Here is a 12,771-nt window from a genome sequence, read left to right on the forward strand (position 1 = left end):
CTTTCACGTATTTTCCTTTTCTGCGGCCCAATAAGGGGCCCGCAAGTCTTTCTTCAGTATTTTCCCGATGGTGCTGCGCGGCAGGGCGTCGCGCAGTTCGACCGCCGACAGGCGTTGGCTTTTGCCCAGTTTAGCGTTGGCCCGCGCCAGTATCTCTTCGGCCCCGCGCGCGGTGCCCTCGCGCCGCACTACAAGGCCCAGCGGAGTTTCGCCCCAGGCCTCTGACGGCACGCCGATCACGGCGGCATCGGTGACGTCCGGGTCGTCCAGCAGCACCAGTTCCAGGTCATTGGCATAGATGTTCAGCCCGCCCGAAATGATCATGTCCTTCTTGCGGTCCGACAGAGTCAGAAAGCCGTCGTCGTCCAGATACCCCATGTCGCCGGAGCGAAAGAACACATGGCCCGCCGCGTCACGCCAGATGGTGTCCGCCGTCAGGTCGTCGCGCCCGAAGTATCCCGCCATCATGGTAGGCCCACGGCCGCAGATTTCACCGACCTGCCCCGTCGGCACCTCGTTCCCCTGCCCGTCTATCAGGCGAATTTCATTGCCCGGTGCGGCTTTGCCCACGGTGTGCAGCTTGTCGGGATGCTCATCCGCGATCAGAACCGTGACGCCGCCACCCTCGGTCAGCCCGTAGTATTCGATCAGCTTGCCGGGAAAGCGCGCCAGTACATCGCGTTTGACGTCCGCGCGCAGCGGGGCGGAGGTCGAAAATTTCATCCGCATGGAGGACAGATCGAAGCTGTCGAAATCCGGCAGGTCCATGATGCGTTTGTACTGGACCGGCACCAGCATGGTGTGGGTGATCTGCTCGCGCTGCACGGTTTCCAGATAGGTGCGGGCGTCGAATTTCGGCATCAGGTGCACTGTCGATCCGCCGAACAGGGTCGGGACAAAGGCCACGATGGTGGTGTTGGAATAAAGCGGGGTGGAGATCAGCGTGCGGGCATCCGCGTCATAGCCGTTGGGCGTGACCCGGTCCATCTGGGCGGCACGCATCCAGTGGTCGTGGACGATCCCCTTTGGCGTGCCGGTGGTGCCGGAGGAGTAAATCAGGTTGAAGGGGTCCTTCATGTCGATGGGCACCATCGGGTCAGAGCTGTCGGCCCCCGCCAGCGCACCCTCAAAGCTGTCATAGCCCGCCGCCTCGAAATCCAGCGCAAAGCGGTTGATTGCCATCTCGCCCAGGAACCCGTCCAGCAGGTCACGGTAGGTCTGCGCAACAAAGATCGCCTTGGCCCCGCAGTCTGTCAGCATCTTGTGAAGCGCATCGGGGGACGCCATGGAGGACAGCGGCGTCACGCATCCCCCTGCCCGCAGAATACCCATGAAGAGCGTGGCATAGGGGATCGAATTGGGCGACAGGATCGCCACGTTCTGCCCCTTTTGCAGACCCTGCCCCAGCAGCAGGTTAGCTACCCGGTTGATTTGCACGTCAAAGTCGCCCCAGGTCAGCCGATCCTGGCCACAGACCAGCGCCAGCCGGTCGGGATGGGCCGCGGCATTGGCGCGGACGCGCGCGACAATGGTTTCGGTGGGGGGTATTTCGCCGACAGGCGGGTTGATGGGTATCATGGCAATCAGGCTGCTGTTGGTTCAATCTGTCTTGCGCGCCATGCCAGAATTATCGGCAGGGCGCAAAGGGCGGCACCGATGATGAACGACAGGCTGTAGCCCCAGTTCAGCAGATCGGTGTGCGGTTTGGCAATCAGGACACCGCCAAAAAACAACAGCACCCGCAGCGGCAGTTCGAACCGCCCCCGCACCGGGCCGACCAGGCTGATGTAGCCCTGAAGCGCCGAGGCAATCATCGCCACGCCGATCAGCGCGCAGGACAATGCGACCGCGACCTCCCATGCCGGGGCCTGCCCGATCAGCGCAGGGTTCAGCACAAAGAAGAAAGGCGCAATATAGATCACCCCACCCAGGCGCATCGCCTCGAACCCGGTGGCGATGGGGTTGGACCCGGCCATGGTTGAGGCCGCAAATGCCCCCAGTGCGACGGGCGGCGTGATATAGCTGACCATGCCCCAGTAAAGGATGAAGAGGTGCACCGCGAGCCGGTTCAGCCCACCGGCCTCAAGCGCGGGGGCCAGCACCACCGCCAGAAAGATGTAACAGGCGGTCACCGTCATCCCCATGCCGAAGATAAATGCGGTCAGCGCGCCCATCAGCAGCAGCACAAGCGTGTTGTCCCCGGCAAGGAAGACCAGTTCATTCACCAGCGTGCCCGCCAGCCCGGTGGCCGAAAACGAACCGACAATCAGCCCGACCCCCAGCAGAATGGCAGTCAGCTCTGCCAGCCCCATGCCAACGCCCACGATCATATTGCCCAGCCGCTGCCCGTTCAGGCGGAAGCGGGCGCGAAACTGGTTCACGATCAGCAGCAGGACAGTTGCATAGAAAGGCGCGGAGGATTCCTGGCGCAACCCGATCATCATGTAGAGCAGCAGCGCGAAGACAAAGATATAGGGCCAGCCCTCGATCATGACTTCCTTGAGCCTTGGCAGATCCGGCTTGGGCAGGCCGCGCAACCCGCGCCGGGCCGAATAGGCGTCGATCTGGGCGAAAAGGCTCCAGTAATACAGGATGCTGGGGATTGCCGCCGCCAGCGCGATCTCCACATAGGGGCGCGACAGGAAGGATGCCATGACAAAGGCGGTGGCCCCCATGATTGGCGGCATCAACACCCCGCCGGTAGAGGCGCAGGCCTCTGTCGCGGCGGCGGTCTTGGCGGAGAAGCCGGTCTTGCGCATCGCCGGGATCGACACCGCCCCCGTGGTCAGCACATTGGAAATGACAGAGCCCGACATGGACCCCATGAAACCGCTGGCAAAGATCGACACCTTGGCAGCGCCGCCCCGGTAGCCGCCGACCAGCCCCAGCGCCAGATCGTTGAAGAACTGTCCGCCGCCGGTGCGTTGCAACACCGCCCCGAACAGGATGAAGCCGATGACAACGCCACCAAAGGCCTTCATTGGAATGCCGAATGAGCTTTCGGCGGAATAGATGTGATAGGGTACGGTCTGCATGAACGTGCTCTGGAATCCCGAGAACGGGTCAGGCACATGGCCTGCAAACGTGGGATAAAAGGCAAAGAGCGTCACGATCAGGAACAGGATCAGCCCGCCTGCGCGGCGCGTCGCTTCAAGGATCAGGAAGAAGAAGGCGACCGAGACATATTGCGCCGTCTCGGGTGCCGCGTATTCCCAGCCCTGAGACAGGTTCGCCTGTGCGGTCTGGGTCAGATACCCGGTGCAGGCCAGCGAGGCCGCGAACAACGCCCAGTCCAGCAAGCTGGGCCTGCCGCCCTTGCCGCCGCGCATCTGGAAAATCAGGAATGTCAGGGCCAGAAATATCCCGCCCAAAAGGTAAAGATACCGCCCCTCGATCAGCACCAGCCCGAAAAGCTGTGTGTTGAACAACTGGTTGACCACCAGCACCAGCGACAGAAGTGTCCCGGTGATGACGGCCCAGCGTGCGGGGCCGCTGATCCGCTCTGCCGGGGTTTCCCCGTCGATTGCGACTTCTTCGACCGCTTTTTCGGCTGCGTTCTTGTTCTGCTCGGTCATGGGCTCGCTCACGTATTGGGGGACGGCACAGGGCAAACCGGCCGGCGAAAACGTCGGCCGGTTCGGTCACATGTCGCGAAGATCAGAAGACGACTTCGAAACCGCCGGCTTCCAGCGCCTTGCGGCGCGCGTCGGCCCATGCCGCTTCCCAGTCAGCGGGGTTGGCGGCCTTGGTTTCTTCCCAGGCTTTTGCCAGGGCTTCCTGACGGGCAATCAGGTTGTCGTTATGCGCCTGTGCCGCATCGGTCCAGACACCCGCTTCGGTGTAATAGCGGATCGCACCTTCGTGGTAGGGCACCACCCATTCCATGTCCTGCTTGTCCATGGCCCAGCCGCCAATGCCCGGTGCCTTGCCGTCATACTGGGGGAAGAGTTCGACCATCGCCTTGGTCATGTTGTACACGAGATCCGTATCGGTGGCGTCAATCGCCGTCAGAACGGGATAGGCATAGCCCGCCCCCTGATACCCGTCGGTGCCGTCGATGGTGGCACCCACCACGGCCTTGTTCGGCGTGAAGAACGGCGCGATGGCCGTCATCCGCGCCAGACCTTCTGCATTGTCGGGGTCGACGGGCGGCCAGAACAACCCGCGCGGACCCGCTTCGGCCTCATAGGCCTTGCCGGAGTTGGTGGAGGCAAAGGCCGCATCGACCTGGCCTTCGATCAGCCCGGTCCAGCTGGCACCGAAACCGCCGAAATCGACCCGCTCCACGTCATCCCATGTCAGACCGCCATAGGCGAGATAGGCCTCGGTGTTCACGTTCAGCGCGGGCGCGCCGACGATATAGGCCACGCGCTTGCCCTTGAGGTCGGAAAATTCCTTGATGTCGAGGTCATTTGCCACGCCAACCGCAAGGTTGATCGCGCCGCCATTGTTGGCCATCAGCACGCGGATGGGCTGCGGGCCCCAGTTTTCCGCGCCGAAGTCAAACACACCTTCCTGCGCCATGAAGCTGCCGCCAACGCCGGTCGCAGAGAATTCCACCCGGCCCTGCCGCAGTGGCTCTGTCCGCGACACGTCGTTCTTGCCCGGCAGCACGCGCAGGTTCACACCCGCCGCATCCTGAAGCGCCGCACCGATGGCGACAGCCTGGTTATAGCCAGCCGAGCCTGTGTCATAGGCGGTCCAGCTCATCTGCTTGGGCAGATCAAACTCCTGCGCGGTCGCCATGGTGGCCGTCAGGCCCAGCGCCGCGATCGTTGACGTAATGTAGTTCATTGTTTCCTCCCCGGAATTTTATGACGCTTCCGCATTTGAAAGCGTGTTGAACTTGATTGTGGTCTTGCCTCTCCCTGTTGCGAAATCGAATTCCGCCTTACGGAACAAGATATGAAGCATGGCTTTGCGGAGTCAACACCACATCGCCTGTCTTGGCAGCCGCGCGCCGCCGTGGCTCTCGACCCGCCGCCGCCCCTGACCTATGCAGGGAAGGTCACCAGATTTGAGGGGCCATGAATGACCGCCAGCCTGAAAGACCTGCCTCAGATCGAGGCGCTGCTGTCACAGCCGAGCATTGCGGACCTGTCGCAGGCCTATAGCCGGGCAGAAACTGCGGCGGCGTTACGTGACGTCATCGGCGGATTGCGCGCAGCCCTGCAAAGCGCGACACCGCCCGCCGCCCTGCCCGACTTTGCTGGTGGGGATTTTGCCGCCCTGGTGGCGCTGCAGATAACGGCGGCGCGCGCGCCGTCGCTCCGGTCGGTGATCAATGCAACCGGCGTCATCATCCACACCAACCTGGGCCGCGCCCGTATGGCCCCACAGGCGATTGCGGCAATGACTGGGGCGGGGGCAGACGCGACAAACCTTGAGCTTGACCTTGAAACCGGCAAGCGCGGGTCGCGTCATGCCCATGTGGAGGGGCTGATCCGCGATCTGACCGGGGCCGAGGCCGCCGTGGTGGTCAACAATTGTGCCGCTGCGGTGCTGCTGAGCCTGATGGCCACCGCAAGCGGGCGCAGTGTGGTCGCCTCGCGCGGGGAATTGGTCGAGATCGGCGGGTCCTTCCGCCTGCCTGACGTGATTGCGCAAAGCGGTGCACGGCTGCGCGAGGTGGGCACGACGAACAAGACGCGGGTGGCGGATTACGCCGATGCCATCGACGACACCACCGCCGTGCTGCTGAAAAGCCATACCAGCAACTTTCGGATCGTCGGTTTCACCGCAGCACCCGACAGGCAGGCGCTTGCCCGGTTGGCCAGCGAACGCAGGGTGATCCTGATGGAAGACCTCGGCAGTGGCGTGCTGGTCGACCTGACCCGCTTCGGGCTGAGCGATGAACCCGTGGTCTCCGATGTGCTGAAGGCCGGTGTCGATCTGGTCATGTTCTCGGGCGACAAGCTGCTGGGGGGGCCGCAGGCAGGCATCATCGCCGGAAGGCGCGAGATCGTGGCAGAGTTAAAGGCGCATCCGTTGATGCGCGCGCTGCGCATCGACAAACTGTCGCTGGCCGCCCTTGAGGCGACCTTGCGGCTTTACCGCGCGCCGCATGATCCATTGCAGGAGGTGCCGGTGCTGCGGATGCTGTCGGAGCCGCTGGAAGATGTGGCCGGGCGCGCCGCCGCGCTGGCGGACAGGCTGGCCATGGTCGGGGTTCGCGATATCAAGACAGAGGCCACATCCGCCCGCGTCGGCGGCGGCACCTCGCCAGAGCAGGACCTGCCCAGCCGGGCCCTGTCCATCCGCCTCGACGGAATGTCGGCAGAGGCGCTGGCTGCGGCACTGCGCCGTGGCCCGCCCCCGGTGATCGGCCGGATCGCGCAGGATCGTGTACTGCTCGACATGCGCAGCGTGCAGGACGATGAACTGCCCCTGATCGCGGAGGCCTTTGCCGCGATCCTGCGCCGATGACGGTCTGCTGCCTTGTGGTGATCGGCCATGTGGACCATGGCAAGACCGCTCTGGTGCGGCGGCTGACCGGGATCGACACCGACCGGCTGGCCGAGGAGAAAGCACGCGGCCTGTCCATTGTCGCAGGCTATGCCCATCGCACCTATGCCGGCGGCACCGTCGATTTTGTCGATGCGCCGGGCCACAGCGATTTCGTGCAGGCGATGATTTCGGCAAGTTCTGGCGCGCAGGCCGCGCTGGTGGTGATCTCTGCCGTTGATGGCATCGCGCCCCAGACCCGCGAGCACCTTGAGATTGCTGCTCTGCTTGGCCTTACCGAGGCGGTCATCGCGGTGACCAAAACCGACCTGCTGCCCACCGGGGCGCTGGACGAAGTGCTGACGGCCATCCGCGACGATCTTGCGGGCAGCGCATTTGCCGATGCGCCGATGATCCCCTGTTCCTCGGTCACAGGCAGCGGCGTGCAGGCGCTGGAGGGGGCGATTGAAGTCCTGCTGCGCCGGGTGCAGGCGGGGCGTGGTCCGGCCTTCCCCTATCTGCCGGTTGACCGCGCCTTTACCCTGCCGGGGCGCGGCACCATCGTCACCGGGACGCTGCTGGGGCGCGCGCTGAGGGTCGGGGCGGACATGCTGCTGCAACCGGGCGCGCTGCCGGTGACCATCCGGGGGCTGCACAGCCGGGACGCGGCGCAAGAGACGATCATCGCGGGCGGACGCACAGCCGCAAATCTGCGCGGCGTTGCCGTCGAAGACGTGCCGCGTGGCGCGGTCCTGTGTGGCGCGGCGGCGGGTGACGCATCGACTTGCATCGACGTGCATCTGACGCTGCTGGCGGCAGCGGGGCTGAAACACATGCAGGAGGTTCGTGTGCATATCGGCACCGCACATGTCGTGGCGCAGATACGGCTCTTTGGCGCGGGCAGGTTGGCGGCGGGGGAGAACGGCCTTGCCCAGTTGCGGTTCCGGCATCCGGTCATGGCCCATGCCGGGCAACGCGCGATCCTGCGCCGGTTGTCGCCGCCATCGACACTGGGCGGCGCGGTTGTGCTGGACCCGCAAGCCCCGCCGTCGCGGGCTGGTGACAAGGCGCGGGTGCGGGTGTTGCGCGCCGCTGTGGCGCAAGACCTTGCCGAGGTTGCCCTTGCCCTGATCGCCGCCAATGGCGGTGCCGTCCCCCTGCAAGACGCGGCAAGGCTTGCGCGGCGGGATCTGGCGACCCTGCGCGCGGCGCCTGGCCCCGAGGTCATTGAGATAGCCGCAGACAGGGTGACCTCTGCCGAGGCCATCGCAGATTGCCGGGCGGCGCTGTTGCAGGTCATCCGCGACCATCACAGGCGCTATCCGGCCAGATCGGCGGTGCCGCTCTCGGCGCTTTGCCCGCGCGACACCGCCCCCGACCTGCTGCACCATGTCCGGCAGGCGCTGATCGAGGACGGCACCTGCCGGCAATCCGAGCGCGGCATGGCGCTGGCACGACATGATCCAATGACAGCACTGCCGCGCGCGCATCTGGAGCGGCTGGCACAGATCGAGGCCGCGGTCCGCGATGGCGGGCTGGCACCGCCTGCGCTGTCGCAGGTGTTGGGCGGACCTCAGGATCAGGACCTGCTGGGCCTGCTGATCGACCAGGGCGCGTTGATCGCCCTGCCCAATATCGCGCTGAAACAGACCGTGGTGCTGCACCGCGAGACCCTGCGCACGGCGGCGGGGGCGCTGCGCGCAGCCTTCCCGCCCCCTGCCGCCTTTACCACCGGCGAAGCCCGCGCGGCGCTGGACACAAGTCGGCGTATCATCGTCCCGCTGCTGGAGCATTTCGATGCCCTCGGGGTCACCACGCGCGGCGGCGACCGGCGTCGGATGTCGGATGTTCCGGGCGGATTGCGCGACCCTGGCCATGGCGCGGGTTGAGGGGGTGGCGCACCGGGGGTTTCACACCCCCGGACCCCCGTGGTATATTTTGGGAACAATGAAACTGGCGCTAACAGCGTCCCGCCTTTGACCTGGAGCATATCAATTCGCCAATGTCCCGAGAGCGCGCAGCGCGGCAGGGTATTGGCGATTCAGGTTCAAGGCGGGGCGCTTTGGGGTCAGGGCCATACGGAGGTGACTGGAGTCTGGTGGCTTCCCTGGTCTTCAAAACCATGGACGCGTCGCAACGGCGTGTGGTGGGTTCGATTCCCATCCACCTCCGCCACTGGACATCGCGGCGCGATGCGCCACACTGTGTCCTGACCAGCGGGAGGGGCCAGGATGCACAATGAGACAGCGGATATTTCGCCGCCCGGATTCTCTCTGGCAGATCTGGCGGGCGCAACCCACAGCTTTCCCACCCGGCGCAGGGCGCTGGTCTGTTTCGTCAAGCAAGATTGCGAAACCTGCAATACGGCAGGCCCGGTGCTGGAGGCGTTTCACCGCGCGTTCGGGTCAGAGATGGATGTCCTGCTGGTGTCCCAGTCGGGTGACGCCAGCACGGTTTTCGCCCAGCGCCATGGGCTGAGGATGCCGGTGCTGGATGACCGCGCCTGCAAGACCGCCTTTGCCTGGGACATCGAAAGCGTGCCATCGGTGTTCCTGTGTGATGCGGACGGCACATGCATGACCCGTTTCGAAGGCTTCGTGCGCAGCGACTGGGAGGCGCTGGCCGCTGACCTGGCAGCCCAGACCGGCACACCAGCCGCACAGGTCGACTGGCAGGGCCTCCCCGCCTGGCGACCGGGATGTGGGTCAAAGCACCTGGACCCCGAGGTCTTTGACAAGCTGCGCGCCGAGGCGCAAGGCAGCCCGATCCGCGCGCGGCGCATCGAGATCGCCAGCAGCGACGATGTGGCGGAGTTCATGTTCGACCAGGGATTCTCTGACGGGTTGCCGCTGGTGCCGCCCACGCCCGAGCGGGTGATGCGGATGCTGGCAGGCACCCACCGCGACGCGCAGGACGTGGTGGCCACCGTGCCGCCAAACATGGGCGAGGCCACGGTGGAGAAGGTCGCGATCAACGCGGTGATGGCCGGGTGCAAACCCGAGTATCTGCCCGTGGTCATCGCCGGGGTCGAGGCGGTCTGCACCGATGCCTTCAACATCCACGGCGTCACCGCGACCACGATGGGTGCGGCCCCGGTGATGGTTGTGAACGGCCCGATCCGCGACAGGATCGGCATGAACATGAAGCTGGGGGCGCTGGGGGCCGGCAACCGTGCCAATGCCACCATAGGCCGCGCGCTGCGGCTGGTGGTGCGCAATGTCGGCGGTGCCTCTACCGGGGGGGTCGAACGCTCCACCCTTGGCAATCCGATGAAATTCACCATGTGTTTCGCGGAATGGGAAGAACGCGCGCCCTGGGAGCCGCTGCATGTGGAGCGGGGTTTCAACCGGGAGGATTCGGTGGTGACCGTCTTTGCCATGACCGGCGGGCCGGTCCATATCGTGGATCAGACCTCGCGCGGCCCGGAGCAGATCGCAGGCTCGCTGGGCATGGGGCTGGAGGGGGTGTTCCTGCCCAAGATGCACAACCTTCCTGTCGACGCGCTGCTGGTGGTCTGCCCGGAACATATCGACACGCTGATGCGGGACGGCCCATGGGACAAGGACCGCCTGCGCGACCGGATACAGCAGGTCACTTCGCGGCCCTTGCGGGAGATGCTGGCCGACGAAAGATCCGGTGCCGGTATCCTGCCCGACGCCGCCGCAGGGATGGATGCAGAGGCGCTTGACCGCCCGGCGCCGAAATTTGCCGGCACCGATTTCATCCATATCGTGGTGGCCGGATCGGACGCGGGCAAATTCTCCTCCGCGTTCCACGGCTGGGCCACGGGGGAGGTCGGCTCGATCTCGGTTTCCAGAAAGATTGATCCGGGTTAGGTTATGGACAGAGGAGAACGCCTATGACGACAATTCTCGACCCCACGGACGAACGCACCCCGGTAGAGCGGCAGGTGGCCGAACGTCCGGGCAGCCTGTCGGGGGTGGTCGGCCTGCTGGACATCAGCAAGCCGCGCGGCAATGTGTTTCTGGATGCGCTCGAAGGTCTGCTGGCAGAGAAAGCCCCCGGGATCACCACCCGGCGCTATACCAAGCCGACCTTTGCTAAACCCTGCCCCGATGCGCTGCGCCATGAGATTCGCGGTGACTGCAATTTTGTGATCGAGGCTTTGGCCGACTGAGGTTCCTGTACGACGTGCAGTATGCACGACAACGTCTGGTTTGAAATCCAGGGGATCCCGGCAGTCGCCATCGCATCGAGCGAATTTGGCCAGGCCGCAGAATCGCAGCGCCGCGCGTTGGGCATGAATGACGCGCGCTATGTGCTGGTGCCGCATCCGATTCAGGATGCGACTGACGCTGAAATGCGCGCCAAGGCGGCGCAGGCGGCGGATGACATCATCGCCGCACTGACCGCAGGCTGAAACGCGTCGCGCAGCCCTTCCGGAAGGGCTGCGCGACAGATAATTAACCCGAAAGGAAGCGGTGAGCCATGAGGCACAGGCCGGGTGGGTGCCTGTGGTCGCGGCCCCGCAGCAACGCGCCGCTACAGCTTCATCCCGCCCAGCTCCGCAACGCCGACAAAGCTGCGGTTCCATGTGGGGCTGATCAGCACTTCGTTGATGCAGACATGGGGCGGGGCCTCGGCGATATAGCGGACCATTGCGCCCAGGTCCTCGGCCTGAAGCATCCTTGCCATGTCTGCCTCAGAGGGGGGCCTGGGGCGGTGCTGCATGATCGGTGTTGCGACCTCGCCGGGCATCAGGGCGGTGCAGCGGATCCCGTTCACGCCCTCATCCTGATTGATCGAATGGCTCAGCGCCACAACCGCGTGTTTTGACGCGCTGTAGGCGGGTCCGGTCAGCCGCGACGGGTGCCGTCCCGCCCAGGAAGACGTCAGGATCAGCGTGCCGTCACCCCGCGCCCGCATCTGCGGCAGGACAGCCAGAACGCCGTTCATCACGCCCTTCAGGTTGATGTCCACCACCCGGGCGAAATCGGCAGGCGTGATGGCGTTTACCGCGCGGTTGGGGACGTTGATACCTGCATTGGCCATGAAAATGTCGATCCGCCCGCGCCGGGCCATCACATCGTCGCAGATCGCCTGTGTTGCATCGGGGTCGATCACGTCAAGAACCTGCGCCTCTGCCGTGCCGCCTGCCTGTGCGATCGCTGCCGCGACGCGGTCAAGTTCGGCCTGCCGCCGCCCCGACAGCACCACATGGGCCCCGCTCGCCGCCAATGCCTTTGCCGCCGCCTCCCCGATGCCGCCACCGGCACCTGTGACCCAGGCGGTCTTTCCTGTCAGAGTACCCATGGTTTCCTCCCTCATGCGGTGTTCGGGCCAAGACAGACACAGAAGTCCGCCCATGTCCATTGCGCTGGCAGGGCCCTCATGCTGTTCTGAGCGGAGGCGACAATGCGCTGCGGGAGGATGACATGGACGTGACGCTGACACTGGTATGCGAGGGGCTGGATTTTCCCGAAGGCCCCATCGCCATGGATGACGGATCAGTGATCCTGGTGGAGATACGCGGCCAGCGCCTGACCCGCGTCAAGCCGGACGGAGGCAAGCAGGTCATTGCCGAGCTGGGCGGTGGCCCCAATGGCGCGGCGGTGGGGCCGGACGGGATGATCTATGTCTGCAACAACGGCGGCTTTGTCTGGACCGAAGGGGATGAGATCACCCGCCCCATCGGCACGCCGGATGATTACGTCAGCGGCTCGATCCAGCGGGTCGATCCGGTGACCGGCGCGTTCGAGACGGTTTATGATGCCTGCGACGGCCAGCCCCTGCGCGGCCCCAATGACATCGTCTTTGACAAGGAAGGGGGTTTCTATTTCACCGATCTGGGCAAGACCACGCCAGACTACGTGCATCATGGAGCGTTCTATTACGCCAGACCGGACGGCAGCCGGATCACGCGGGTCCATGCGCCGATGATCACGCCCAACGGCATTGGTCTGTCGCCGGATGACAAGACCGTGCATGTGGCCGAAACCCGCACCGGAAGGGTCTGGAGCTTTGATCTGCTGGAACCCGGCAGGACCCAACCGCATCCCTATACCATGCCGGGGCGGTTGCTCACCACCCTGCCCGATTATCAGTTGCTGGACAGTCTGGCGGTGCAGGCAGACGGGCAGATCTGTGTGGCGACCCTGATGCGCGGCGGGATCAGCGTTGTGCCGGTGGATGGCGGCCCGGTGCGCTATGTCGCGGGACCGGGCGATCCCTATATCACCAACATCTGCTTTGGCGGGCCGGACATGCGCGACGCCTGGATCACGGCCTCCGGGACCGGCTGCCTGTATCACGCGCGCTGGCCGGAACCGGGCCTTCGGCTGAACTTCAACGCCTAGGGCCAGAACC

9 protein-coding genes and 1 tRNA gene are annotated in these 12,771 nt (G+C 64.9%); 6 read left to right on the top strand and 4 right to left on the bottom strand.

Annotated elements, in window-relative coordinates; all coding sequences use genetic code 11:
* Positions 1–3: 3 nt before the first annotated feature.
* From A8B82_RS04740 to A8B82_RS04750, 3 genes are all read right to left on the bottom strand, one after another.
* Complete coding sequence (locus tag A8B82_RS04740) at positions 4–1,578, bottom strand: class I adenylate-forming enzyme family protein (RefSeq protein ID WP_067288914.1); 1,575 nt, start codon at positions 1,576–1,578, stop codon at positions 4–6.
* Between the two features lie 5 nt (positions 1,579–1,583).
* Entirely contained in the window at positions 1,584–3,575 is a 1,992-nt protein-coding gene (locus tag A8B82_RS04745; protein ID WP_067288916.1) for a TRAP transporter permease, read from the bottom strand.
* Positions 3,576–3,657: 82 nt separating this feature from the next.
* A complete protein-coding gene (locus A8B82_RS04750) occupies positions 3,658–4,794 on the bottom strand; it encodes a TAXI family TRAP transporter solute-binding subunit (RefSeq protein WP_067288917.1) in 1,137 nt (378 codons plus the stop codon).
* 237 nt (positions 4,795–5,031) lie between these two features.
* Between A8B82_RS04750 and selA the strand changes: the two genes are divergently transcribed.
* The 5 genes from selA (at position 5,032) to A8B82_RS24660 (ending at position 10,825) form a co-directional block, all read left to right on the top strand.
* The gene (selA, locus tag A8B82_RS04755) at positions 5,032–6,426 is read left to right on the top strand and encodes an L-seryl-tRNA(Sec) selenium transferase (protein ID WP_067288920.1); all 1,395 of its coding nucleotides are present in this window, start codon (positions 5,032–5,034) and stop codon (positions 6,424–6,426) included.
* The gene (gene selB, locus A8B82_RS04760) at positions 6,423–8,333 is read left to right on the top strand and encodes a selenocysteine-specific translation elongation factor (RefSeq protein WP_067288923.1); all 1,911 of its coding nucleotides are present in this window, start codon (positions 6,423–6,425) and stop codon (positions 8,331–8,333) included. Before selA ends, selB begins: the two co-directional genes overlap by 4 nt.
* A gap of 191 nt (positions 8,334–8,524) precedes the next feature.
* Positions 8,525–8,619: transfer RNA gene (locus A8B82_RS04765), tRNA-Sec, on the top strand.
* A gap of 56 nt (positions 8,620–8,675) precedes the next feature.
* Positions 8,676–10,280: a peroxiredoxin family protein gene (locus A8B82_RS04770; protein ID WP_067288926.1), complete on the top strand. Its 1,605-nt coding sequence runs from the start codon at positions 8,676–8,678 to the stop codon at positions 10,278–10,280.
* Between the two features lie 23 nt (positions 10,281–10,303).
* Positions 10,304–10,825 (top strand): UGSC family (seleno)protein, encoded by a 522-nt coding sequence (locus A8B82_RS24660; protein ID WP_268873792.1) that lies wholly within the window; start codon positions 10,304–10,306, stop codon positions 10,823–10,825.
* A gap of 122 nt (positions 10,826–10,947) precedes the next feature.
* Here the strand turns inward: A8B82_RS24660 and A8B82_RS04785 are convergent, their stop codons facing one another.
* Positions 10,948–11,718 (bottom strand): SDR family oxidoreductase, encoded by a 771-nt coding sequence (locus tag A8B82_RS04785; protein WP_067289462.1) that lies wholly within the window; start codon positions 11,716–11,718, stop codon positions 10,948–10,950.
* Positions 11,719–11,840: 122 nt separating this feature from the next.
* Here A8B82_RS04785 and A8B82_RS04790 point away from each other — a divergent pair, with 122 nt between their 5' ends.
* The gene (locus tag A8B82_RS04790) at positions 11,841–12,761 is read left to right on the top strand and encodes an SMP-30/gluconolactonase/LRE family protein (protein WP_201120741.1); all 921 of its coding nucleotides are present in this window, start codon (positions 11,841–11,843) and stop codon (positions 12,759–12,761) included.
* Positions 12,762–12,771: the final 10 nt, after the last annotated feature.

This window comes from Sulfitobacter sp. EhC04 (genome assembly GCF_001650875.1).
Classification (GTDB): domain Bacteria; phylum Pseudomonadota; class Alphaproteobacteria; order Rhodobacterales; family Rhodobacteraceae; genus Sulfitobacter.